The organism is Staphylococcus sp. GDY8P126P (genome assembly GCF_017891965.1).
Lineage (GTDB): Bacteria > Bacillota > Bacilli > Staphylococcales > Staphylococcaceae > Staphylococcus > Staphylococcus saprophyticus.
Genome location: NZ_JAESKG010000003.1, coordinates 356301 through 380308, shown reverse-complemented (window position 1 = coordinate 380308; position 24008 = coordinate 356301). Strand labels below are relative to the sequence as shown.

The window sequence follows — 24008 nt, the reverse complement described above, 5'->3', positions numbered from 1 at the left end:
GTAGGCATCGGGTTGTGTTCCTTCACTGTGACGGATGTTTAAAATGAAATGATTTCTAAATAGTATGATGAAAAGGTCTGAGACTATATATGTCTTAGAACTTTTTTCATAAACTCCGTAAAATCCATTGCTTTAAAAGAGAATGTACCCAGCTAATTGTGCACTTTAAAACGAAAGAAATACAGCTTTAATATAGTGAACTATACAAATTATTTAGAAAAAAGAATTTTACAATATAAGATAACTAACATAAGCTTAAATAGAATGAAAAATAGTCTGAATCGATAATCGATAAGGGGATGGATAAGAAATGAAGGGAAAATGGGTTTTAACGACATTACTTGCAAGTACATTAATCATCACTGGATGTTCAAATAGTAATGATAAAGGCAAAAATAAAGAAGATAATGATAAACAAACTGAACAAGCTAGTAAAAACAGTGGGGTGACATATCCTAAAGACGGCGTGAAGGGGATTTACGTCAGTGCAAATTCAACAAAAGGTGAAAAATTTGATGAATTAACTAAATTTATAGAAGATAGCGATTTGAATGCGATAGTTATTGATGTTAAAGATGATTCAGGAAATGTCACGATTAATTTTAATACAGGTAACAAAGAAATCGATAAACACACATTAGATATTGTCGACGCGAAGCCATTACTTAGCAAGATGAAATCAAAACATATTTACCCAATAGCTAGAATTGTTACTTTTAAGGATAAGAATTTAGCAGAAAGTCATCCTGAATGGTCATTCAAAAATGCAGATGGTACTGTTTGGGAAAGTGACGGTGGAGATAAATTTGTTAACCCATTTAAAAAAGAAGTATGGGATTACAATATCAATGTTTCAAAAGAAGCAGCTAAAGCTGGATTTAAAGATATTCAATATGATTATGTGAGATTTCCTGAAGCATTTGAAAATGTAGAGCACAGTTTAACTTACGATAAAGGAAAGTATAAAGATAGTGACTTAAGTGAAGTTGACCAACGTGTGGATACAATAACTCAATTTTTGAAAACTGCACGCAGAGATCTGAAACCGTATGGTGCTGAAATATCTGCTGATGTATTTGGTTATTCAGCAATGGTCGAAGAAGCGCCGGGTATTGGTCAAAGTTTCCCTAAAATTGCTGAAAACACGGATGCCATTTCATCTATGATCTATCCATCACATTGGAGTCCGGGTGACTTTGGCTATGACGCCCCTGACAAAGAGCCCTATGGTGCAGTTGATAAATATTTAGATAAAGAGACTGAAGTATTAAATAAATTAGGTAATAACAAACCTAAATCTCGTCCATGGTTACAAGACTTTACAGCGCAATATTTAGGTGAAGGCAATTATAAGACCTATGATAGTGAAGCTGTAGAAGATCAAGTAAAAGCATTGAAAGACCATGGTATCAATGAGTTCATACTATGGAATGCTGCCAATGATTATACAGAAGGTGTCGACTACACACCTAAAGCAGATAAAGAGAAGGTAGAAGCAAATAAAAAAGAATTAAAAGAAGAAACGAAGAAAGAAAAATAATGTGAGCGTTCATATAAGTTGAATGTTAAATATTATAACAATGAAAAAATGAGTCCGGAACATAAATAAATGTTTCGGATTCTTTTTGTTTAAATGTGAAAATAAAAAGAATCATTAGAATTAAAATTTAATTAATTACCGAGTGATGAAAAAATAAATACTACATTCTACTTTTAATATTGTATAATATGAAATATATTTATATAATTAAAATCGAAAGAGGAGCACTGTATTTTATGATTAGAATTTTAATTCCATGTTTTAATGAGGCATCAGTGCTAGAACAAACATATGCCAAATTAACTGAAATTATGCAACGAGATAGTATCAGCAACAATTATAAATATGAATTGCTTTTTATAGATGATGGAAGTAAAGATCACACACTAGCCATTATTAAAACATTAGCACAGCGAGATCATGCGGTAAAGTTCATATCATTTTCAAGAAATTTCGGAAAAGAATCTGCAATGTATGCTGGATTATGTGCGAGTACTGAAGCGGAAGCATTAGTTATATTAGATGGTGACTTGCAGCACCCGCCAACCCTTATTCCACAGATGATTGCTCATTATAGAGATGGTGAAGACCAGGTTGTGGCAAAAAGAGATAGAACAGGTGAACACGTCATTCGCAAGACTGTATCTCAATTATATTATGCAGTAATTAATAAAATTGTAGATGTGGATTTAGAAGACGGCGTAGGGGATTTTAGATTATTGAGCCAACGTGCGATCAGAGAAGTAGTGAACTTAGGAGAATACAATAGATTTTCTAAAGGTTTATTTGCTTGGATTGGATTTGAACCTAAAGTGATTGAATATGAAAATGTTGTGCGTGCCGATGGTGAGTCTAAGTGGACGTTTAATTCTTTATTGAATTATGGCATAGATGGTCTCATTTCATTTAATAATAAACCGTTACGTGCCATTTTATACTTTGGTTTATTTGTGTGCGCGATGAGTTTCCTTTATATATTATTTAATTTTATTTATACAGTCAGTTATGGTGTTTCGACGCCAGGTTATTTCACAACGATTGTCGCAGTATTATTTTTAGGTGGTGTTCAGTTAACATCATTAGGGGTCATTGGAGAATACATAGGCAGAATTTATTATGAAGTAAAACAACGACCGCTCTATATCATACGCCAAACCAATTTAAGTGATTGCGAGGTGGACTGAAATGAGAGCTTTACATATAAATAAAATCCATCTAATACTTACAGGATTATTTATTTTTTATATACTAATGGCTATTTTTACGCCATTAACCCATGATGACTGGGACTGGTATAGTCAATATGGTATTCAAATGTTGAAAGAACATTTTGCTAATTTAAACGGCCGTTATCTTGGTAATTTGTTTGAAATTGTAGCAGTTCGATTTGACTGGTTTAGGTGGTTGGCGTATGCCGTCTTTAGCATGTTGATCATATGGGTCATCAGTCAATTTGTTAAACATAAACAGACTTCTATCATTTGTTTAGCGGCATTTATTTTAATGGTGACAATGCCAAATGAAATCTATAAACAAACGTATGGCTGGTTTGCAGGATTTTATAATTATGTACCAGCAACGCTGTGTGTATTATTTATTCTATGGTTTATTGTAACGGTACTATTTTACCGGAACAGTCATAAACCAAGTAGGAATATCATTTTTTATTGCGTGTGTTTTGGTGGTCAATTTTTCATTGAAAATGCGACATTATTTAATACATTAATCATAGCAATCGCACTTGTATTACATATATATTTCTATAAAAAAGTGCATCCTAAATTTGTTGTAGGATGGTTCATTTCTGCTTTAGGGACAATCATTATGTTTTTGAATCCGAACTATCGCAAAATATTTTTTGAAGGTAGCGATTATCAACAGGTCTCTAGTGATACGGGTATCGTTGATAAAGTTTATAAAACGGTAACAACCACATTGCCGGATTGGATTTTCTTTAATCAAATTGTGATTATTACGATAATCGTTGGTATCTTACTTGTTATGTTGTATAAAACACGACAAATGACGAAAACATATACAAGTAGATATTGGTTCATTGTATGTGGCTTAACGCTATTACCGATATATTATTTTTTTATTTTTAAACAATTTGAATTACAACATTTTCACATGATTACACTTACTAATATTTTAAATACTATGGTATGTTTTATCTTTTTGTGTGCATTGATCTTGGCTATCCATACGGTCATATCTCAAAAGGAAGTTCGATATACGCTTTACTTATTAATCGCGTCAATCATACTTGTGTGTGGTCCTTTAATCATCGTATCACCCATAGGTCCACGTAATTTTTACACAGTATATGCAATTTATGTTGTCATATTATTAATTTTACTTGCGCAACTGGAAGTGTTTAACAGGAAATCAGAAAAGTGGATTACTGGATTAGCTATCTTTTGTGCAGTGATGTATTTAGGGGTATTCTACAATATTCACGCTGCAAATGAAGTAAGAATTAGTCAGCTAAAAGAAGCCGTTCACGCAGATTCTAAGCAAAGAATTTATAGTATGGAAAAATTACCTTTTGAACATTATTTACATCATGCCACACCAACAAGTGCTAAGTATCAAACGTTATTTAATGAATATGAAGGCTTACCAAAAGATACGAAAGTGAAGTATGTGCCCTATGGCAGTATTAGTAACCAAAAACAATCAAAATAATATTGTTTTTAAGTACAACAAACAAAAGAAAAAGCTTTTATCCGATTTTTCTGAAAATAAGTTTGTAATACGTCGCCAAAGATGGTTAATTAAAGGCATACTTTAAATAAGAGGCATGTAGCAGTAGTACTTGGGATTTATGTGGTTTAACTGAGCAACAAGTGCATGTAGCAGTAGTGTTGACACAATCGCATTTGGACGTGTTACTTCAAATTTGGGGCTAATCATCTACGTTTTAGATGATTAGATAGAGAGACAGTTATTTATGTATTGGACAATGGATTTGTTATAATTTGATTGTAGAAATTATAAAAAGAAGGTATTTATATGAGTGAAAAAGAAATTGAAGATCATGAACTTGAGCAATTGAATAAGGAAATTGAAGCAGAATTAAACGCATATGACGCTGATAAAGAATTCCAAAAAGAAAAGAAACAATTTTTAACGCTTACATTTATTTGTAAATTGATTATTGTGTTGTTAATGCTAATGGGGTTAGTGAAGTTATTTATATAGAGTCATAGACAAATGCATATAGAGGTGAAATAGGTGACAATCTATAATATTAATTTTGGGATTGGCTGGGCGAGTAGTGGTGTGGAATATGCACAACGTTATAGAGCGCAGTTATTGAGAAAATGTAATGAAACGATAAAATTTGTGTTTTTAGATTTTATTAAGAATGAAAACATTCAAACATTGACTGAAAATATAGGATTTAAAAATGAGGAAATCATCTGGCTGTATCAGTATTTTACAGATATTAAAATAGCACCTACAAGTGTGACTGTAGATGAAATTATCAAACCATTGTATTCAGAAATCACTAAAGTTGAAGATCAAGGTAAAACTCGAAAAATCCATTTTAATCACAATAGTAATTATTTAGTATGTTATTTAAAAAATGAAGATAGTGATGTTGTAGATAGAGTGGAATACATTTCTAGAGGCAAGTTGCTTAGGAGAGACTATTACTCTTATGTACGCGTTTTGTCTGAGTACTTTGCACCTGAGGATAATTCGGCCAAATTATATATGAGGTCCTTTTATAATGAGGATGGATCCATTGCATATAACGAATATGTTAATGATGAGGAAAGTATGTTTGTTTTTGAGGATAATATTCTGTACGGTAAGCAAGCATTAATAGCTTATTTTTTAGAAAAATTGCATTTAACAGATAAAGATATGTTGATTGTAGATCGCTCAAAAGATATTGGACAAACGGTTTTGCAAAATAAAGGATCAGCACGCTTAGGAGTTGTGATTCATGCTGAACATTATAATGAATCGATAACAAATGATACATACATATTATGGAATAATCATTACGAATATGTGTTTATGAATGCACATGAGATTGATTTCTTTATTACAGCAACGGATATTCAAAATCAGTTGTTAGCACAACAATTTGAAAAAAATTATCATAGGAAGCCTAAAATTTATACAATTCCTGTAGGTAGTTTAAGTGCGTTAGTGAAGCCAAATCGTAGAAAACCTTACTCAATCATTACAGCCTCAAGGCTAGCGACTGAAAAACATGTCGACTGGTTAGTAAAAGCCGTATTGAAAGCGAAAGCATCTGTTCCTGAAATAACATTTGATATCTATGGCGAAGGTGGCCAAAGACAATTATTAAGTAAACTAATTCAAGAAAATCATGCTGAAGATTATATCACATTAAAAGGACATGTTAATTTAAATCAAGTTTATCAAGATTATGAACTTTTCTTATCGGGTTCAACTAGCGAAGGTTTCGGTCTTACATTAATGGAGGCTATCGGTTCAGGTTTAGGTATGATTGGTTTTGATGTGAACTATGGTAACCCAACGTTTATTAAGCATCAAAAAAATGGTTATTTAATACCGATTGATTTAAATGAGGATAAAGAATCTGAAATTATAGATCACCTTGCTGAAGGTATTGTTAATTATTTCGATAATGACACAAGCCGATTTAATCAAGCTTCATATGAAATCGCTGAAAACTTTACCCAACCGGTTGTCGTACAAAAATGGAACAATTTGATTAGTGAGGTGCTATATGATTAATTTATTTGATGTTTTTGATAAAAAAGCCATTATCTTATATAAATCTTTTAAACATGTTGGTAAGCAACGCAAAACAATCGTTATTGAAGAAAATGGATTTTTACCAGATGATATATTAACACCTTACGCTTTTTTCGCGAATAATCCTGAAACAACTTCACAACCTTTATTTTTTAATGAAGTACCGATTCCAAGATTTTGGACGATAGAAGGTAATAATAATACTGCCTTTATCAAAAATTTGGATGAGGTGAAAGCGAGAATTATTTATAAAGCAAATTATAAACATAGAATTGTTGAACGTGTAGAATGGTTAAATAAACGCGGGCATACGCAATACATAGATTATTACAATAAAGTAGGTAAGCGATACGCACAAGTGGTATTGGACGCAAACTCACAAAAATGCATTTTGAAAAGGTATTTTAACTATAATAATGAAGTAATGATGGTAGAAAATTTTGTGACTAATGACATCATGTTAACTTGGAAAAACAAAGTCTATTTCTTCCATTCAAAGATACAGTTTGTCAATTTTTACTTAGAAGTTGCGCAGCTTGAGTCTGAAAACTTTATGATTAATTCACTATCGATTTCTTCTGCCGTATTAAATGGTTTGTCTGAATCTGGAAACGACTCTATTTTTTGGCAGGGAGATATTACGCCTGAAATTATGAAACATATGGAAAATGCACTGGCAAAAGAAAAACGAAATTTTAAAATTATTTTGCCTAGTCCTTCAGCGTATGAAAAAGTAATAGAGCTCATAGATGAACAATATAAAAATCGTATCTTCCAATCAGGATATGTTTATAGATTTGTGAAAGAGAATCGTCATTCTAATCAGGTATTAACTTTGACAAATTCAGACCAAATCCCGCATTTAGAAGAAATCGTCCAAGCCCATCCAAATCTAGAGTTTCATGTTGCAGCTTTAACAGAAATGTCTATGAAGTTATTAAGCCTCAATAAATATGACAATGTAAATTTATATCCAAATGCCAAAAGGCAAAAATTTATTTCGTTATATAAATCATGTGATATTTATTTAGATATAAATAAAGGTAATGAAATATTAGATGCTGTAAGAGCGGCGTTTGATTACAATTTAGTCATCTTAGGATACAACGAGACATCTCACAATAAGGATGTTACGCCAGAGAACAATCTTTTTGAGGAAGCACAATTTGAGATATTAAGTAGTATATTGAGGGATATTGTTGCTGAACCATCTCATTTAGATCAAAGGTTGAGACAACAATGGCAACAAGCAGGTTCAATCAGCAAAGCTGAATTTATCCGTTCATTAGCGCAATAATTCATTTTATTACAGAACATAAAATTTTAAATAGGTTACCAATACCAGGAGATATAAAGGTATTGGTAACCATTTTTTTATTTATTTTTCTCTAGTATCACTTGTTTATAATCATTTATATCAATACGTCTCCAAATTTGCTTTTTAATGTCTTGAATATGTTGCATTTTATTCATATTACTCGCCATGTTTTTAGGTTGATACTGTTCCCATTTTTCTAATTGTTTAAATAGTGTGTGTAGAGATCTCATAAAAATAACCGCCTTTTTAATTTTTATAAATAAAATAGCCCTTCTTAGATAAGAAGAGCTTCCACACAACTTCCCATCTTTCAACTCAATCGTCATACTGAGTTGTTGGATTTAGCACATCGCATATGACTGCTGTTGCTGGAGTTTCATAGGGCCAAGTCCCTCCACTCACTCTTAATAAGAGAACTATTTTATTTAAACATCATTATAGCAAATGAATGTAAAATGACAAACAAAGTCATACAATACACTATTTTCTTCGGCGTGCGTATTTATAGTAATTGATGAATATTAATACTAAATTGACCATACCAATGATTAAACCTGTTAATAATGAGAAAAATGCGAGAATAACTAGAAACCAGGGTTCTTGTAACACACCATCTTGAGAGACATGTGAAGGTGAACTTGTGAAAAGCAATGCGGATACTATAGCAATTAAGATAAATATCATACTTAATATACTTAAGCGAATGCGTTTCACAAACTTCGTATCATTAACTAATTTATCCTTTACCACAGTATTACCTAAGATTAAATCATCTAGAGATAAATTAAAGGTTTTGGCAATTTCTACTATCATTTCAATATCCGGTAAGTAACGATTATTCTCCCTTGCAGATACAGTTTGTCGTGAAATATTTAATTGATTGGCAAATTGTTCTTGGGTCAGTTGATTTTCTTTTCGAATCATTTTAATTTGAGTGCCAAAATTCATATGTTAAATGTGCTCCTTTTAAATCGTATTTTGTTTATAAAAAGTGTGGTTAAGCGAACGCTAGTGATACTTTACATGCTCCGCAAGTTCACCTAGCGCGCATATTTTAAAATGCTAGCAATGCTTTCTTTTAAATAAAATAAGCTTATTCAATAATAGATGACATCAAGTAAATTTAAAAATTAAGGAGGCATAATAAGTTTATGAATAAAAAGTTATTTTTTTCAAGTATTATAAGTATTGTTTTAGGTGCATCGTTAGGGATTAGTTTTCTTTTAATTCCAAGTTATGTAAATGAAAATGGCATATTGAAAGAGCCTTGGTATTTAGTAGAATCTGGATTTTCATTTGTCATTATTGGAGGTTTACTCATGTTTTTTGCAATAGGTGGTTATTTATGTCACTATTTTGAAAATAAGATTCATAAATAGAGTGGTTTGAAATAGGAAATAGGCTGAGGCATGTTTAATGTTACAGCCTATTTTTTGAGCTTATGGTTCAAAACGTAGGGATTTTATATGGTAAATACAATCAAAACAGATGAATTATTATAAATTTGCACGATATTTGTTATACTAATTGTAAGCGCTTACTAAAAATATTTAGACGCTTTAGTATAAATCGTTTTTAAAAGGAGAATGCACATGAATGGTAAAGTGATGATGGTGACTGGTGGAAGTAGTGGCATGGGCAAAGCAATGGCGCAAAAATTTGCTGAAGCGGGTGCAAAAGTGGTTATAACGGGTCGCTCATTGGAACGGTTAGAAGCGGCAAAAGAAGAAATAGAACAATATGAAGGACAAATTCTTTGCATAGATATGGATGTGCGAGATCCTGAAAGAGTGCAATATACAGTGGATAAAACGGTTGAAACGTTTGGCAAAATAGATGGTTTGGTTAATAATGCAGCAGGTAACTTTCTATGTGCAGCTGAAGATTTATCATATAATGGATGGCATTCTGTCATTGATATTGTCCTTAATGGGACATGGCACTGTACACAAGCTGTAGGAAAAGAATGGATTAAAAATGGTCAACGTGGACGTATTATTAATATGGTTGCGACTTATGCATGGAGAGCTGGTATAGGTGTGATACATTCTGCAAGTGCAAAAGCAGGCGTGTTATCAATGACTCGAACACTGGCTGTTGAATGGGGATCTAAATATGGCATTAATGTCAATGCAATTGCCCCAGGGCCAATCGATAATACAGGTGGATCGGGAAAGCTAAGTTTATCAGAAGAAGCAAAACAACAAACGCTGGATAGTGTCCCACTTGGAAGGATGGGTCAACCTGAAGAAATCGCAGGTTTGGCAAAATTCTTAATGTCAGAGGATGCGAGTTATATTAATGGTGCATGTATGACAATGGATGGTGGACAATGGCTGAATCAAAATCCATTTTAAAGTATTATAAAAAGCCTATTCAATACAAAAATTGAATAGGCTTTTTAATTATGTTTATTACAAAAACTTTAATAAAGATAATCGGTGTGCAATGTATGTAGAGAGAATACTGACTGATGTCTAAAGGATGTCTAATCGCTTTAGAATTGGAATCATGACAATCTCATTTTATGAGTTTACTTGGATTGCTTTAAATAGACAACGCCACAAGACTAAATTGAATATAGATCAGTTGTTAATGCCAATATTAGAATCATACCAGCAGTTTATAGCCACAGAAAATAGAGTATTTAAGGTTCATATACCTCAAAATATTCAACCTTTTGTTCAAGATCAAAATGCATTAGAGCGTATTATTACTAATTTTATAGATAATGCACTTAAATTCTCAAACGCGCACACAACCATTACAATTGACGTTTATGAGAAAAATCAAGGTATGTTAGCCATTTCAGTAAAAGATGAGGGCATTGGTATAAAAGAAACGCATTTGAATTATATCTTTAATAGAACATATAGAGTGGAGAATTCAAGAAATCAAGCAACAGGTGGTTCAGGGCTGGGATTATATATTGCAGCAAACTTAGTTGAATAAATAGGTGGGTCTATTAGTGTGGATAGTGTATTTAAAAAAGGTACAACGATGACGCTGAGTTTTCCTTTGAACTAAAATGTACTATTACAATAGTAGTTAATTAATAAAAGATATGTTGAGGTGTAATAACAACATATCTTTTATTTTTATAAGGCGAGATTTCTTTATTAACCATTGAAAAACATGGATAGTTGTCGCAAAAATTACATGAATATTACAAGGTTTTATGGCTGAATTAAGTAACTCATGACTTTCATGACAGTTTTGAGTGGGTGTTTATGGTATATAAAATCCTATGGCGCGTGTCATTAGGATGTAAAAAAGTAAGGGGGTATTTTAATTTCGTTGTAACCTACATGCTATGTATGGATGTTATAGTGTTATTTGTGAGTCAGTTGAAAAAGTAAATTATCTATTTAAGGTAATTGAAATTCAACATTAAATCTTAAAAATAATAAAATCTAAAAATTATCTTCTGGGAGGATTATTAATAATGAAAAAAACAGTAGTAGCATCAACATTAGCAGTAGGACTTGGCGTAACAGGAATCGCAGCAGGAAATTCAGCAGACGCTTCAGAACAAGGCGTTGACAAAGCACAATTAGCACAACAAGCTCAAAGTAATTCAGAATCATTAAATGCAGCACCAGTTCAAGACGGTGCTTACGACATTAACTTTAACTATAATAATACTGACTATAGTTTCCAATCAGATGGTCAATATTGGACTTGGAGCTATGGACAAGGTTCAACTAATGCACCAGCACAAGAAACTGCTGAGCAACCACAACAAGTTGAACAACCACAACAAACTGAGCAAGCTTCAACTGAACAACCAGCACAAGAAGCTGCACCACAAACTGAAGAAACACAACAACCACAACAAGAAGCAACTACACAAACTACTTCAAGCTCAAATGAATCAACTTCAAATGAGTCTAGTTCAAGTGAAGCTTCAGAAGGTTCATCAGTAAATGTTAACTCTCATTTACAAGCAATCGCGCAACGTGAATCAGGCGGCGACCTTAAAGCTGTTAACCCATCATCAGGTGCAGCAGGTAAATATCAATTCTTACAAAGCACATGGGATTCAGTAGCACCATCTGAATATCAAGGTGTATCACCAACAGAAGCACCTGAAGCAGTACAAGACGCAGCAGCGCAAAAACTTTATGATACAGAAGGCGCTTCACAATGGGTTACTGCATAAAAAATTAAGTGTAGTAATGAATTTAAGATAAATATTTAAAGCTGAGACATATATGTCTCAGCTTTTTTATTTATAAGTATATCAGGTTGGTCAGTCAATAGAATTCTTTTGAGATAAATTTTGTTGCGCAAAACGCAAATGTGCTGTTTAAAACGCATTTAGTAAAGTAGTTAATTTGAATGTTTTTAAATATATATAGTAAGCAATGTTAATGTTTTCTGGAGTGCAAATAGACATCTTTTTTCACACTAATTACAAAGCGATTACATCCACAAAAGTGTATAAATACACTACAAGGTGTACATGAAAGGATTTTTAGGTAGAAATTCCTGATTTGAGTGTAATATATAACGTAATTAGGATGTAAAAAAGAGCTTGTTTTTTTAACTTCACTGTAACCTACAAGCTTTTTATAGGTGTTATAGTAGGAAATACAAATTAGTTGTAAAAAGTAAACTTATTTATTGACGGTTGAAATTACAAGCTAATTTATTAAATTTTAAAAATACAAACAATCTCTTAGGAGGATTATTAATAATGAAAAAAACAGTAATTGCATCAACATTAGCAGTAGGACTTGGCGTAACAGGAATCGCAGCAGGAAATTCAGCAGACGCTTCAGAACAAGGCGTTGACAAAGCACAATTAGCACAACAAGCGCAATCAAATCCAGAATCATTAAACGCGGCGCCTATTCAAGATGGTGCTTATAATATCAACTTTAACTATAATAATACAGATTATAGTTTCCAATCAGATGGTGAAAACTTTAGCTGGAGCTATGGTGAAGGTTCAGGCGAAGGATCTAATGCTTCATCAGAACAAGCTACAGACAATAGTTCACAACAAACTGCTGAGCAACCACAACAAGTAGAACAACCACAACAAACTGAGCAAGCTTCAACTGAACAACCAGCACAAGAAGCTGCACCACAAACTGAAGCAACACAACAACCACAACAAGAGGCAACAACACAATCTGCATCAAGCTCAAATGAATCTAGTTCAAACGAATCAAGTTCAAGTGAAGCTTCAGAAAGTTCATCATCAGGTGTTAATGCGCACTTACAACAAATCGCGCAACGTGAATCAGGTGGCGACATCCATGCTACAAATCCATCATCAGGTGCTTCTGGTAAGTTCCAATTCTTACAAAGTACATGGGATTCAGTAGCTCCAGCTGAGTATCAAGGTCAACCAGCTGCTTCAGCACCAGAATCAGTACAAGATGCTGCAGCGCAAAAACTTTATGATACAGAAGGCGCTTCACAATGGGTTACTGCATAAACTGTAAGTCATAATTTTAAAAATAAAGTATAAAAATTAAATTAACATGATAAATTTGGTCCCGGCTTCTTAATAAAGAAGTCGGGTTTTTTGTATAGTTAATTGTTGGTTTTAATTTTTAGGTAGGATATGGATTTTTGAATTTGTTCATTCAATTGAGTAAGAAATAAGATGACAATAGTACTAAGCAGCTTGGATTTTACTTTAATGTTTTTAATGGCATATCTTTGAATGATTAAATATGCAAATGGGTAATGATGTGGTAATACTTGGTTACATTTAGCTATAATAATTCAAATTAGGGAGTGATGATGAATATGAGAAAACTTATAGTATTTTTGCATAGTACGCTAGATGGTTTTGTAGAGGGTCCTAAAGGTGCAATGGACATCGGTTGGGTTGCCTATAATGAAGAATTGGAAAAATTTGCGGATGATGTACTGAGTAATACAGATACGATTGTTTGGGGACGTAAGACATATGAAATGATGTATGATTACTGGCCGACGGTACCATCTGATGAAAATGCAAATGAGCACGAATTGAATCATGCTCAATGGATTGAAAATGTTGAAAAAGTTGTATTTTCAAAAGCATTGAATCATGTAGAATGGAGTAACTCAAAATTGGTGAAAGATCATGTTGAAGAAGAAATTAATAAATTAAAATAGCAAGAAGGCGGAGATATTGTCGTGTTAGGCAGTCCAAGATTTGCACATTATTTAATGCAACTTAATTTAGTGGATGAATATAAAATAACAATATCGCCTACTTTAATAGGTAAAGGATTACCGTTATTTTAAAATATTCATGATAAAGTTGATCTCAAACTAATAAAGAGCGAGACATTTGAATCCGGTGCGTTAGGATGAAATTATCAAGTTTTAAATTAAATGAAAAGAGAGTAAATCGTTAACCAATATATTGAATCGGTTTGATGATGTTACTCTCTTTTTTCTATAGTAGTGAGATGGTTTTTACAGACGCTATCGTTTAATCATTACTCACCGTGATATGCTTTTTCTAAAGTAGCGATGTCGAATTTTTTCATTTTCAGAAAAGCTTCTGTGACACGTTTAAGTTGTTCAGGAGAATCATGTGCCATCATTTCATCCAGATGTTCAGGGACAATTTGCCAAGATACGCCAAATGGATCTTTTAACCAGCCACATTGTTCTGCTTCAGGGACAGTGGATAATTTCTCCCAATAGTCATCAATTTCACCTTGATCCTCTAAGGTAACCATAAGTGAAATGCCTTCATTAAACTGATAGTCATAATCATAAGCACTATCCATGCATGTGAACCATTGATTTTCAATTTTAAAACGTGCATGCGCCAACTGAGAAGTTTTATTTGGTTCAAGACCCTCAGGATAATAGAATTTATCGCCTGGTTCACTATTTTTAAATACCTTGTTATAGAAATGGATAGCTTCTTCGGCACGTCCGACATTTTCATTCATAAACAATAGTGTGGGTTCTATGCGATGTGTAATAGGATCATTAGTGACTAATAATTGCCAAGATACATCGTATTGATCTTGTACCCATCCGTACCTTTCGCTAAAATCATATTGATTTAATGGCATGATTGCTTTTCCATTTTCAACTAATTTATTATAGACCGTTTCTAATAATTCAATTTCAGATTTTTTAAAGAGAACAGTGAATGAAATGGAAGGGTTTTTTACGAAATAAGGGCCAGCGTTGATAGCCATAAAACGAAAATTAAAGATATTAAAAATTAATTGTTGTGCATCTTCGGAAGGTGTATCTTGTAATGTGACTTTTTTAATAATTTCTGTTTCTGGGAAAACATTTTTATAAAAAATCGACTGCTTGTTCAGCTTCAGTATCAAACCATAAATGTGGCACAATTTTTTGATTACGCATCATGTCATCTCCTGTATTTTTATATAGATGAACGTGAATTAAAATCCATAGCGAACAAGCTGAAACTAGTTGAGAAAATTGACGTATATGGTTTGGGCATTAGTTACAGTTTGGCACAACAATCAACTTTTAAATTTTAATCTATTGGTATCGAAAGTAATAGTTTCGATGGTATAAATGAACATTATATTTCTAATTTAAAAAATACGGATAAGAAAATAGCGATTTTGATATCAATTACTGGGCAAAATCCTACAATTATTGAAATAGCAAAGTATTTAAAAGCACGTGGTATATATACGATAGCTATTTCATCATCGATAAATACAGAATTAGGTCAAGTTTGTGATCAAATATTTAAAATTAGTGATGATAAATTGATTTTGAGTATGGAAGTATTACCAATTATTATTTCTGTACAATATGTCATAGATATTTTATTTTCAATATTATTAACGCATAAATATGATCAAAACATTGAAACATCTTTAAATGTGATTAAAAATCCATTTGCATAAAATGAAATCTATTTTCATTTATGGATATTCAATAGTGATAAAAAATGAAAATAGCAATCAATTTCGCCCTTGCTTATGTAAGGGCTTTCTTCGTTGTAGTATCATCATTGTATATTGAAAAGGATATCCTACAGTATCTACTTTCTATAAATGGGGTGATGAAAATTGAATTATGACAATTTGGGAAAAGAAATTATTGATTTAGTTGGTGGAGAAAATAATATCTCATCATTAGAGCATTGTGCAACTCGCTTAAGATTTGTACTGAAAGATACAGATCAAGCAGATAATTCAAAAATAAATGAACTGCCTAAAGTTTTACAAGTCGTAGAACAAAGTGGGCAGTTTCAAATTGTTATTGGCAATGATGTTGCAAATGTATATGACGCAATTGTAAAAAATTACAGTATTGGTCAAACTTTTGCTAAAGAAGAAAACGAATCAGGGAAACGCAACATTATAAATATCATATTTAGTTATATATCGGGAACGTTTTCTCCGCTATTACCTGCACTCGCAGGCTCTGGTATGTTGAAAGCATTACTCGAAATATTAAAATCATTGAATTGGATTAACGACAAAGGTGCGACATTTGCGATTTTAAATGCAACATCAAACGCAGTGTTTTACTTTTTACCGATATTTATTGGTATGTCTGCTAGTAAAAAATTGAATGTGAATCCATATATAGGTGGTGTGATTGCAGCGTCGTTACTCGAACCATCGTTTACTAATCTCCTTAAATCAGAAGAAAATCTAACTTTTATAGGTCTGCCTTTGGTAGTTACTGATTTTGCTTCTACAGTGTTTTCATTATTAATTGCTATTGCCATCTATGCGCCACTTGAACGCTTGCTTAAACGATGGGTTCCAAAAGTATTGCAATTATTTTTAGTTCCTATGTTAAGCCTCATTATTATGGTGTCATTAACTGTTTTAGTATTTGGTCCTTTTAGTGAATATGTGAGCAGTGGCATCGGCATCGGCATCGATTATATGCTTGGTTTTTCTAGAATATTAACTGGGATTATCATCGCATCGTTTTGGCCATTCTTAGTAGTACTAGGTGTTCATTAGGGGTTAGTCCCTATCATGATAGATAACTTTGCTCATGGTGGAGATATACTCATAGCAATTACTGCTGCTTCTGTTTTTGCACAAATTGGAATTGCGTTTGGTGTCGTTTTACGTTCTCGAAGAAACAAAGATTTAAGATCACTATCTATAGGTACAACGTTATCAGGATTATTAGCAGGTGTTACTGAGCCTATTTTATATGGACTTATTTTATGGTATAAACGGCTCATACCTATTGTACTCGTTTCAGGTGCCATTGGCGGTGCTATAATAGCTATTTTTGATGTGCGAGTGACAACGTTTGTGTTAAATAATTTATTTACTATACCAATATTTAAACCAATGTACGGCTACATTCTAGGTATTGCAATCGCATTGATTATTGGTACGATTTTAACATTTGTGTTCGGTTTTGAAGCTAAAAATAGTGAAAAACCTTTGGAAGCTAAAGAAAATACAAATAACTTGCAAGAAGGTGTATCGACAATGATATTTGCACCCTTATCAGGAGAAATTGTAAAACTGGAAAATGTGCCAGAACCAGTATTTTCAACCGAAGCAATGGGTAAAGGGATTGCTATTGAACCTGAAAACGATACGGTTTTATTTATGTGAATCGTTATGATAATTTCGAGGGCACTTTCGAGAGGTATAGAAAGAAAAGTTTTTACTGGTATCAAAATGTGATTAAAACAAACGGCAATAGCTTAATAAGCAAATAAATAGTTAATGAAAAAGAGTTTCAAATAATTATCTCAAATGATCAAATTAGTGAAATATAATTTCTAAGTGAGACGATGAGAACATTTAAATCATGATTAAGGGTAGAAAATAATAGTACAATTGATGGAGGTATTTTAACGAGTAAAACAATTAGATTAATCGCACCAGATTGGCAATCAGGAGGTAGAGCAGCCTATTATCATGGGGGCACACTTATTAAACTGGTTAATTCCTAATGATTCTAACCAAGAAGCGTTTGAGATTAAAGTCGAAGAACCAGATGAAGCCGCATTAGAATTAGAAAATGGTGTATACGGGCAGTCTCAAATAATAAATAATGTAAAGCAAGCACAAGATATTTTAAATCAAGAACAACCAGATAAAGTAGGTACTTTAGGCGGCAATTGTATGGTCTCACAAGCACCTTTTGATTATTTAAATCAAAAATATGGTGATGAACTTGGTATTGTTTGGATTGATACACATCCAGATATTTCATATCCTAAAGACATTACAAATGAACACGCCATGGTTGTAGCTAATTTACTTGGTGAAGGCGATAGTGAATTGTCGAAATTGGTTAACGCACCATTAAAAACTAATCAATTTTTATACGTAGGTTTACAAGAATTATTAGATTTTGAAGCGGAAAATCTAGAAAAATTAAATTTTGATTATAAAGTACAAGGCACAGAAAGTTATAATTATGAAGAAATACAACAATGGATTAAGGAAAATAACTTTTCGAAAATAGCCATCCATTTTGATATTGATGTCTTGGATCCAAATGAGTTTCGTGCCACTTACTTTGCGGAACCTCGCATTGAATCGTTCCCAGCAGCAGCTGGACAAATGTCCTTGTCGCATTTAAATGACATACTAAAAGGCATTTCAGAAAATAATGATATTGTAGGCTTTACTGTAGCAGAGTACATGCCATGGGATGAAATCAATCTGAAAAATACATTGAAAGATTTGAATATATTCCATTAAATAAAAAGAACCGTTGCTATTCAATATAGCAGCGGTTCTTTTATAGTTATTTAACTAATTCTTTAAAATTTTCTAAGCGTTTCGCTTTTTCTTCATCGCTAATGTTATGTTTTTTTACATAACGGTTATTTTCGTGTTTTGCACACTCATGTGAGCAAGCGCCTAAATAACGCGCTTCGTTTTCTTCTGATACAAGGATTTGTTTGTTACATTCAGGGTTACTACAATTGATATAACGTTCACAAGGCGTACCATCGAACCATTCTTTTCCTACTACAGTTTTATCTACATGATTCACTTCTACACTGATACGTTCATCGAATACGTACATTTTTCCGTCCCAGAATTCACCTTTTGTTTCAGGGTCTTTACCGTAAGTAGCAATGCCGCCTTCAAGTTGACTCACATCTTCAAAGCCTTCTTTTAGTAAGTAACCAGAGAATTTTTCACAACGAATACCACCAGTACAATACGTTACAATTTTTTTATCCATAAATTGCTCTTTATTTTCTTTAATCCAGTCAGGTAAATCTCTGAATCTTGTGATATCAGGACGAACTGCACCACGGAAGTGGCCTAAATCGTATTCATAATCGTTTCTAGCATCAATCACAACAGTATCATCTGATAATAATGCTTCTCTAAATTCTTTTGGTGACAAATAGTTACCAGTAAGTTCTCTAGGGTTTACATCATCTTCAAGGTCTAGAGCAACGATTTCTTGTCTAGGGCGAACATGCATTTTTTTGAAAGCGTGTCCTTCGGCTTCATCCACTTTAAAAGTAATCCCTTGGAATCTAGCATCGTTTTTTAATGCTTCCATATATTTATCGGTAGCTTCGACTGTACCAGAAACTGTCCCATTAATACCTTCAGTAGATACGAGGATACGACCTTTAAGTTCTAAGTCTTTACAAAATGCTAAATGCTCAGTTGCAAATAATTCAGGGTCATCGATTGTTGTATATTTGTAATATAATAATACTCTATAATCCATAATACTAATCTCCTTTTATTTCTTGTTCTTATAAATTTATATAAAATGTTGGTATCATTTTTTCGCTAATATAAAGTATGTGAGTATCTTCAATTTAATAAGGTTTATTTATTTTTTGAGCGAAAGCATAAAATTATCATTATTACATTATAACAAAAAAGGGATATTATTCAATTTATTAATTTAAGTATCTTCATTATTTTTATTATATTAAGTAAAGATTTTTGATTAATGTAATAAAAAATGCTCTCTACAAGTAAATCTTGAAGAGAGCAAGTTAATATCTATTATGATTTCTTTTTATTTGTAAATATTAATGCACCAATTAAGCTGATTGTGCTGATGGCGAAAATAATGTTCATGATAGATAATGTTTCGATAATAACGACATCTTTGCCGAGTCTCTCAAAAGCATTTTGTTGCATTTCTTTTTCTGAACTCAAATTACTTTCAGATCTTGTTTCTTTATTTTCAATATCTTCTAACATTCTTTCTTCTACTTTAGGCATAGAATTCCTCCTTATATAAATTTATTTTCCCTTTTTAAAAACAGTCAATCATATTGTGTGATGCTGAATTAAATAGAAGTGATTGAAAAAGTAACGGTAAATTACTATACTCAAATGATAATGAATATCATGAGGAGCGGATTGCAATGGAAACAGTATATTTAGCAGGTGGATGTTTATGGGGCGTACAAGCATTTGTAAAAACGTTACCCGGCGTTATCAATACTGAAGGTGGAAGAGCTAACGGTATTACGGATACGTTAGACGGTGAATATGATGGTTACGTGGAAGTAATTAAAACAGAATTCGACCCACAAAAAGTATCAGTAACAGATTTGATGGGTTATTTATTTGAAATTATTGACCCATATAGTGTGAATAAACAAGGTCAAGATGTGGGCTTAAGATATAGAACTGGATTATACAGCGAAGATGAGAAACATTTAAAAGAGGCTCAACAATTCATAGATGGTATTGAGGACCATCACCTTATTGCTACTGAAGTATTACCACTAACGAATTATGTAAGAAGTGCAGAAGAAAACCAGGATCGCTTATCAAGATTTCCAGATGATTATTGTCACTTACCTAAAGAACTTGTTTATAAGTATAAATAAAAAACAACCCCCTTTTCAAAATGATTCCTACATAAGTAAGAATTTTAGAAAAGGGGTTTTGTGTGTGATTTATTTAAAGAAACCTAAAACAAAGTCTACACCTTTAGCTAAAACATCTGCGATACTAACGCCTATTGTTGCCCAGTCGTGTGCTAATCCTGCGTTTACTGCATTACCAATCGCTTCTACGATTCCTGTCATGTGAGACACTTCTTTATTTTGAAAAATTTAAATTAAAACTTGCGCTTTAATTTGTTAAACACAATATATATCTTTTTGTTAATTAATTTTGTAAAAATGCCTAACTCACTATTTTTTATACCTAAGTGTAATAATAGTTTTTTTATAGGAATTTTTATAAATAAATAAAAATTTTAAATTTTTGTAAAGATTTAAATGTTTTGTGGAAATGTCTGGAAGAATATGCAATATTGTAATTGATTGGGCTATATAAAATTTAGGAGGTGATTGAGTATGAATCAATTGGTTAAGGTAACATTAGCAACTGGATTAGCACTGAGCGCAATGGTTGGCACAACGAGTAGCGTGACATCAAACTCAACTTTTATTGCACACGGATCAGAAAATATTGATTATCAAGTAAATGGTTATACTACTGACGCAAATGACTTTATATTGGAGCCATCATTTATTGAAGCCGTAAAAAATAATAACTTCGTGATTAACGGTTATAATATTACTGGAAACGAACAACAAGAGAGTTCGATGATTGATATATATGATCAAATCATTGCAAAGACAGGGGAGCAAACAGCTTCAATGGTAGATTTTGAAGTGAAGAAGGGTGCAGTATCGAAGGAAGCTTTAATTGAGCAATATGGTCAACCTATTGAAAAGCCATTTGAAAGTGCTCAAGGATTTGATTATAGATATCATATGGGAGATAACATAGTTCAATTTATTGTTGAAGATGGTTATGTGAAAGATGTACAAATTAATGCAGAAAATGAATAAATAATAGACGATTCAAAAAAGCACAATGCTACTTATAATGGCATTGTGCTTTTATTATATGTTTTATTAACCTAATAAAGAATCAGGTATAATTTTATGGATAATGGCATATAGTTCTTCTGGGGTTTCTTGTTGACCATTATTGACCCATTCTTGAATAATACCAAATATAGCATTACTCAAGAAAACTACAAAATAGTGTCGTTCTTTTTCACTAAAATGGGATTTTTTTGTGTATGGGAAAACATTCTTTTCCGCATTATATTGTAATGTTTTTTTTAGTTGATTTTGAACGTCAGGTGATCCATTATTCGAAATGAGCAACAATAAAAGCTCGGCTTCATTATTCCAAAAGTTAATTATATGATAATACAACAAATGACGTTCACTTTGTAATAAACTTTGAACTCTTTTGCTGCCTTCTTTTGTAATTTCAAATTGATATTGTTCCACTAAATCAAACTTGTCTTTGTAATGTAAATAGAAAGTGCCTCGACTAATGCCAGCTACTTCACATATATCTTTAACTGAAATATCATCATACTTTTTATGCTTCAACAGCGTTATTAATGCCTTTCTGGTATTTCTTTTTGTTTTTAATATACGCGAATCTGTCATCATTTCTTCATTCAATCAAACTCACTCCAAATATTAATAGACATATATTTTATTATGTTCATTAACGGTTATTTTTCCATTGCTTTTGCAAAGTAGAGGTATATAATCGCATTATGAACGATAATTGACACTGTGTCTAATAAGGAGGGCTTATATGTCTGAACTTGTAGCCAAATTGACAAATGCAACGAAATATTATGGTAAGAAGAAAGTTTTAGATCATACCGATATAGAGTTATCATCTGGAAAAATATTAGGACTTATCGGGCCAAGTGGTTCTGGCAAAACAACTACGATTAAATGTCTCATGGGTATGGAGAAATTAGATGAAGGTCATGCTCAAATTTTTGATACTGAAATACCAGATCGTAAAATTTTAAATGAAATCGGTTATATGGGCCAAAGTGATGCATTATATGAATCACTAACTGCACATGAAAATTTAGTCTTTTTTGGTAATTTAATCGGCTTAAAAGGAGAGAAATTAAAGCAAGCTATAGCGACTAATATGAAACTTGTGAATTTAGAAGGAGAATTAAACAAAATTGTTAATACTTTTTCTGGTGGGATGAAACGTAGATTATCATTAGCTATTACATTACTTGCGAATCCAAACCTTATTATTTTAGATGAACCTACAGTAGGCATAGATCCAAGTCTAAGAAGAGATATATGGAAGCAGTTAAAACATTTAACTAAAAAAGGAAAATCAGTTATTGTGACTACGCATGTTATGGGGGAAGCTGAGCGCTGTGATTATATAGGTTTAATTGTAGAAGGACGATTATTTACTATGGGTACGCCACAAGAACTAAAAGATAAATTTGGCGTAGATTCTATAGAAGAAGTATTTATTAAAGCTGAAGCGGAGGTGCAATCATGAGATTCAAAGCAGTGTTCATAAGAGTGATTAAAGAATTATTAAGAGACAAAAGAACTTTGGCGCTCATGTTATTTGCACCAATCCTAGTATTAACATTATTATATTTTGTATTCGATACAAATTCAGAAACTGATTTAAAAATAGGCATCGATGACAATGTGCCCCAAAAAATTGTGAATGCATTACCTTCAGACAAAGTAGAAATAGAAAAAATCAAATCGCCTGATTCTATAAAAGATACAATCGTAAATTCTAAATTAGATAGTTACATTACGAAAAATGGTTCTAATTTAGAGGTCACATATGCAAATGAAGATCCTAGTAAAACAGGTTCAACAAAACAATTACTTGGTAGCGCGATACAACAAAATAAGATGCAAGATATGATGAAAATCGTTGAAAAAATACCGAATAATATGAAACAAAAAAATGCACAACAAGATGAAAATGTTAAATTAGATAATCATTATTTATATGGAGATGAAGATAGCACTTATTTTGATAAAATGTTTCCGATATTAATTGGTTTCTTCGTATTTTTATTTGTGTTTTTAATATCAGGCATTGGATTATTACGAGAACGTACAAATGGAACATTAGAGCGCTTATTAGCTACATCCGTTAAACGTAGTGAAATCGTATTTGGTTATTTAGCTGGCTATGGATTGTTTGCAATTCTCCAAACACTACTGATTGTATTTTATGCGATTCTCATATTAAACATTGAAGTGGCAGGTAGTATTTGGTGGGTACTATTAATCAATATTTTAATTGCATTAGCTGCTTTAGCGATGGGAATCTTCGTATCAACATTTGCAAATTCAGAATTCCAAATGATCCAATTTATTCCAATTGTAGCAATACCACAAGTTTTCTTTTCAGGTATTATTCCTCTTGAAAATATTGCTGATTGGGTCAGTGTGATAGGCTATTTGTTTCCATTACGCTATGCTGGGGATGCATTGACCAATATTATGATCAAAAGCCAAGGGTTCGAATTTATTTGGTTCGATATTGGTATTCTGTTCGTATTTATTTTCGTATTTACAGTGCTTAATATTGTAGGTCTTAAGCGTTATAGAAAAGTTTAGAACAAACGATAAAAAGGTAAATTTATTAAATTATATTCAAT

General features: G+C 32.2%; 26 protein-coding genes, 2 pseudogenes and 1 riboswitch. Of the genes and pseudogenes, 21 read left to right on the top strand and 7 right to left on the bottom strand.

Going from position 1 to position 24008, the window contains the following annotated elements:
- Window positions 1-310 precede the first annotated feature (310 nt).
- From KA893_RS07100 to gtfB, 6 genes are all read left to right on the top strand, one after another.
- Window positions 311-1540 carry a putative glycoside hydrolase gene (locus KA893_RS07100; protein WP_069825969.1) on the top strand — a complete coding sequence of 410 codons (1230 nt, stop codon included), beginning with the start codon at window positions 311-313 and terminating at the stop codon, window positions 1538-1540.
- Between the two features lie 236 nt (window positions 1541-1776).
- A complete protein-coding gene (locus KA893_RS07095; protein ID WP_210125649.1) occupies window positions 1777-2724 on the top strand; it encodes a glycosyltransferase family 2 protein in 948 nt (315 codons plus the stop codon).
- Window position 2725: 1 nt separating this feature from the next.
- Window positions 2726-4228: a DUF6056 family protein gene (locus KA893_RS07090; RefSeq protein ID WP_069821831.1), complete on the top strand. Its 1503-nt coding sequence runs from the start codon at window positions 2726-2728 to the stop codon at window positions 4226-4228.
- Window positions 4229-4555: 327 nt separating this feature from the next.
- Entirely contained in the window at window positions 4556-4744 is a 189-nt protein-coding gene (locus KA893_RS07085; RefSeq protein ID WP_002482057.1) for a hypothetical protein, read from the top strand.
- A 33-nt stretch (window positions 4745-4777) separates the two neighbouring features.
- Window positions 4778-6283: an accessory Sec system glycosyltransferase GtfA gene (gtfA, locus tag KA893_RS07080; protein ID WP_002482058.1), complete on the top strand. Its 1506-nt coding sequence runs from the start codon at window positions 4778-4780 to the stop codon at window positions 6281-6283.
- A complete protein-coding gene (gene gtfB / locus KA893_RS07075) occupies window positions 6276-7601 on the top strand; it encodes an accessory Sec system glycosylation chaperone GtfB (protein WP_037537438.1) in 1326 nt (441 codons plus the stop codon). Before gtfA ends, gtfB begins: the two co-directional genes overlap by 8 nt.
- Before the next feature lie 77 nt (window positions 7602-7678).
- On the opposite strand, the gene KA893_RS07070 is transcribed toward gtfB, so the two are convergent.
- A complete protein-coding gene (locus KA893_RS07070) occupies window positions 7679-7852 on the bottom strand; it encodes a hypothetical protein (protein ID WP_002482060.1) in 174 nt (57 codons plus the stop codon).
- A gap of 70 nt (window positions 7853-7922) precedes the next feature.
- Window positions 7923-8036, bottom strand: a riboswitch (SAM riboswitch).
- Window positions 8037-8102: 66 nt separating this feature from the next.
- Complete coding sequence (locus KA893_RS07065) at window positions 8103-8570, bottom strand: helix-turn-helix domain-containing protein (protein ID WP_002482061.1); 468 nt, start codon at window positions 8568-8570, stop codon at window positions 8103-8105.
- Window positions 8571-8773: 203 nt separating this feature from the next.
- Between KA893_RS07065 and KA893_RS07060 the strand changes: the two genes are divergently transcribed.
- The 6 genes and pseudogenes from KA893_RS07060 to KA893_RS07035 all read left to right on the top strand — a co-directional run bounded on the left by KA893_RS07060 (window position 8774) and on the right by KA893_RS07035 (window position 13943).
- Window positions 8774-9001: a DUF3955 domain-containing protein gene (locus KA893_RS07060; RefSeq protein WP_194375855.1), complete on the top strand. Its 228-nt coding sequence runs from the start codon at window positions 8774-8776 to the stop codon at window positions 8999-9001.
- Between the two features lie 213 nt (window positions 9002-9214).
- Window positions 9215-9979, top strand: a complete 765-nt coding sequence (gene fadH, locus KA893_RS07055; RefSeq protein ID WP_002482062.1) for a 2,4-dienoyl-CoA reductase — start codon at window positions 9215-9217, stop codon at window positions 9977-9979.
- Window positions 9980-10106: 127 nt separating this feature from the next.
- On the top strand, window positions 10107-10574 hold the full coding sequence (locus KA893_RS07050; protein WP_129334963.1) for a sensor histidine kinase: 468 nt from the start codon (window positions 10107-10109) through the stop codon (window positions 10572-10574).
- 493 nt (window positions 10575-11067) lie between these two features.
- Window positions 11068-11784, top strand: coding sequence for a transglycosylase family protein (locus KA893_RS07045; protein ID WP_041080160.1), 717 nt, complete (start codon window positions 11068-11070; stop codon window positions 11782-11784).
- A gap of 537 nt (window positions 11785-12321) precedes the next feature.
- On the top strand, window positions 12322-13071 hold the full coding sequence (locus KA893_RS07040; protein WP_011302118.1) for a transglycosylase family protein: 750 nt from the start codon (window positions 12322-12324) through the stop codon (window positions 13069-13071).
- Between the two features lie 317 nt (window positions 13072-13388).
- A pseudogene (locus KA893_RS07035) lies at window positions 13389-13943 on the top strand (dihydrofolate reductase family protein).
- Window positions 13944-14071: 128 nt separating this feature from the next.
- Here KA893_RS07035 and KA893_RS07030 read toward each other — a convergent pair.
- On the bottom strand, window positions 14072-14932 hold the full coding sequence (locus KA893_RS07030) for a VOC family protein (protein ID WP_306790283.1): 861 nt from the start codon (window positions 14930-14932) through the stop codon (window positions 14072-14074).
- Between the two features lie 261 nt (window positions 14933-15193).
- On the opposite strand from KA893_RS07030, the gene KA893_RS13975 reads away from it, so the two are divergent.
- The 5 genes and pseudogenes from KA893_RS13975 to KA893_RS07005 all read left to right on the top strand — a co-directional run bounded on the left by KA893_RS13975 (window position 15194) and on the right by KA893_RS07005 (window position 18277).
- The gene (locus KA893_RS13975; RefSeq protein WP_228481254.1) at window positions 15194-15484 is read left to right on the top strand and encodes a MurR/RpiR family transcriptional regulator; all 291 of its coding nucleotides are present in this window, start codon (window positions 15194-15196) and stop codon (window positions 15482-15484) included.
- Window positions 15485-15649: 165 nt separating this feature from the next.
- Window positions 15650-16561, top strand: a complete 912-nt coding sequence (locus tag KA893_RS07020; RefSeq protein WP_115340425.1) for a PTS transporter subunit EIIC — start codon at window positions 15650-15652, stop codon at window positions 16559-16561.
- Between the two features lie 15 nt (window positions 16562-16576).
- A complete protein-coding gene (locus tag KA893_RS14215) occupies window positions 16577-17176 on the top strand; it encodes a PTS glucose transporter subunit IIA (RefSeq protein ID WP_210125647.1) in 600 nt (199 codons plus the stop codon).
- Window positions 17152-17283, top strand: a pseudogene (locus KA893_RS07010) (family 1 glycosylhydrolase); the annotation flags it as partial. The gene KA893_RS14215 and the pseudogene KA893_RS07010, both read left to right, overlap by 25 nt.
- Window positions 17284-17485: 202 nt before the next feature.
- Window positions 17486-18277: an arginase family protein gene (locus tag KA893_RS07005; RefSeq protein WP_115340426.1), complete on the top strand. Its 792-nt coding sequence runs from the start codon at window positions 17486-17488 to the stop codon at window positions 18275-18277.
- Between the two features lie 46 nt (window positions 18278-18323).
- On the opposite strand, the gene trhO is transcribed toward KA893_RS07005, so the two are convergent.
- Both trhO and KA893_RS06995 read right to left on the bottom strand, forming a co-directional pair.
- Window positions 18324-19274: an oxygen-dependent tRNA uridine(34) hydroxylase TrhO gene (trhO, locus tag KA893_RS07000; protein WP_002482073.1), complete on the bottom strand. Its 951-nt coding sequence runs from the start codon at window positions 19272-19274 to the stop codon at window positions 18324-18326.
- 287 nt (window positions 19275-19561) lie between these two features.
- Entirely contained in the window at window positions 19562-19783 is a 222-nt protein-coding gene (locus tag KA893_RS06995) for a hypothetical protein (protein ID WP_002482074.1), read from the bottom strand.
- A 146-nt stretch (window positions 19784-19929) separates the two neighbouring features.
- On the opposite strand from KA893_RS06995, the gene KA893_RS06990 reads away from it, so the two are divergent.
- Window positions 19930-20400, top strand: coding sequence for a peptide-methionine (S)-S-oxide reductase (locus KA893_RS06990; RefSeq protein ID WP_041080157.1), 471 nt, complete (start codon window positions 19930-19932; stop codon window positions 20398-20400).
- Between the two features lie 69 nt (window positions 20401-20469).
- Here the strand turns inward: KA893_RS06990 and KA893_RS06985 are convergent, their stop codons facing one another.
- Entirely contained in the window at window positions 20470-20601 is a 132-nt protein-coding gene (locus tag KA893_RS06985) for a beta-class phenol-soluble modulin (protein ID WP_002482076.1), read from the bottom strand.
- Window positions 20602-20874: 273 nt separating this feature from the next.
- Here KA893_RS06985 and isaB point away from each other — a divergent pair, with 273 nt between their 5' ends.
- Window positions 20875-21375 carry an immunodominant staphylococcal antigen IsaB family protein gene (gene isaB / locus KA893_RS06980; protein ID WP_069821665.1) on the top strand — a complete coding sequence of 167 codons (501 nt, stop codon included), beginning with the start codon at window positions 20875-20877 and terminating at the stop codon, window positions 21373-21375.
- Window positions 21376-21441: 66 nt separating this feature from the next.
- Here the strand turns inward: isaB and KA893_RS06975 are convergent, their stop codons facing one another.
- Window positions 21442-22008: a TetR/AcrR family transcriptional regulator gene (locus KA893_RS06975; protein ID WP_194376020.1), complete on the bottom strand. Its 567-nt coding sequence runs from the start codon at window positions 22006-22008 to the stop codon at window positions 21442-21444.
- Between the two features lie 139 nt (window positions 22009-22147).
- Here KA893_RS06975 and KA893_RS06970 point away from each other — a divergent pair, with 139 nt between their 5' ends.
- Both KA893_RS06970 and KA893_RS06965 read left to right on the top strand, forming a co-directional pair.
- A complete protein-coding gene (locus KA893_RS06970) occupies window positions 22148-22876 on the top strand; it encodes an ABC transporter ATP-binding protein (RefSeq protein ID WP_041080155.1) in 729 nt (242 codons plus the stop codon).
- Window positions 22873-23967, top strand: a complete 1095-nt coding sequence (locus tag KA893_RS06965) for an ABC transporter permease (RefSeq protein WP_041080153.1) — start codon at window positions 22873-22875, stop codon at window positions 23965-23967. Before KA893_RS06970 ends, KA893_RS06965 begins: the two co-directional genes overlap by 4 nt.
- Window positions 23968-24008 lie beyond the last annotated feature (41 nt).

Coding starts and splice junctions, on each gene's coding strand:
- KA893_RS07100 (WP_069825969.1), top strand. CDS start 311: ATGAAGGGAAAATGGGTTTTAACGACATTACTTGCAAGTACATTAATC.
- KA893_RS07095 (WP_210125649.1), top strand. CDS start 1,777: ATGATTAGAATTTTAATTCCATGTTTTAATGAGGCATCAGTGCTAGAA.
- KA893_RS07090 (WP_069821831.1), top strand. CDS start 2,726: ATGAGAGCTTTACATATAAATAAAATCCATCTAATACTTACAGGATTA.
- KA893_RS07085 (WP_002482057.1), top strand. CDS start 4,556: ATGAGTGAAAAAGAAATTGAAGATCATGAACTTGAGCAATTGAATAAG.
- gtfB (WP_037537438.1), top strand. CDS start 6,276: ATGATTAATTTATTTGATGTTTTTGATAAAAAAGCCATTATCTTATAT.
- KA893_RS07070 (WP_002482060.1), bottom strand. CDS start 7,852: ATGAGATCTCTACACACACTATTTAAACAATTAGAAAAATGGGAACAG.
- KA893_RS07065 (WP_002482061.1), bottom strand. CDS start 8,570: ATGAATTTTGGCACTCAAATTAAAATGATTCGAAAAGAAAATCAACTG.
- KA893_RS07060 (WP_194375855.1), top strand. CDS start 8,774: ATGAATAAAAAGTTATTTTTTTCAAGTATTATAAGTATTGTTTTAGGT.
- fadH (WP_002482062.1), top strand. CDS start 9,215: ATGAATGGTAAAGTGATGATGGTGACTGGTGGAAGTAGTGGCATGGGC.
- KA893_RS07050 (WP_129334963.1), top strand. CDS start 10,107: ATGTCTAATCGCTTTAGAATTGGAATCATGACAATCTCATTTTATGAG.
- KA893_RS07045 (WP_041080160.1), top strand. CDS start 11,068: ATGAAAAAAACAGTAGTAGCATCAACATTAGCAGTAGGACTTGGCGTA.
- KA893_RS07040 (WP_011302118.1), top strand. CDS start 12,322: ATGAAAAAAACAGTAATTGCATCAACATTAGCAGTAGGACTTGGCGTA.
- KA893_RS14215 (WP_210125647.1), top strand. CDS start 16,577: ATGATAGATAACTTTGCTCATGGTGGAGATATACTCATAGCAATTACT.
- KA893_RS07005 (WP_115340426.1), top strand. CDS start 17,486: ATGGGGGCACACTTATTAAACTGGTTAATTCCTAATGATTCTAACCAA.
- trhO (WP_002482073.1), bottom strand. CDS start 19,274: ATGGATTATAGAGTATTATTATATTACAAATATACAACAATCGATGAC.
- KA893_RS06995 (WP_002482074.1), bottom strand. CDS start 19,783: ATGCCTAAAGTAGAAGAAAGAATGTTAGAAGATATTGAAAATAAAGAA.
- KA893_RS06990 (WP_041080157.1), top strand. CDS start 19,930: ATGGAAACAGTATATTTAGCAGGTGGATGTTTATGGGGCGTACAAGCA.
- KA893_RS06985 (WP_002482076.1), bottom strand. CDS start 20,601: ATGACAGGAATCGTAGAAGCGATTGGTAATGCAGTAAACGCAGGATTA.
- isaB (WP_069821665.1), top strand. CDS start 20,875: ATGAATCAATTGGTTAAGGTAACATTAGCAACTGGATTAGCACTGAGC.
- KA893_RS06970 (WP_041080155.1), top strand. CDS start 22,148: ATGTCTGAACTTGTAGCCAAATTGACAAATGCAACGAAATATTATGGT.
- KA893_RS06965 (WP_041080153.1), top strand. CDS start 22,873: ATGAGATTCAAAGCAGTGTTCATAAGAGTGATTAAAGAATTATTAAGA.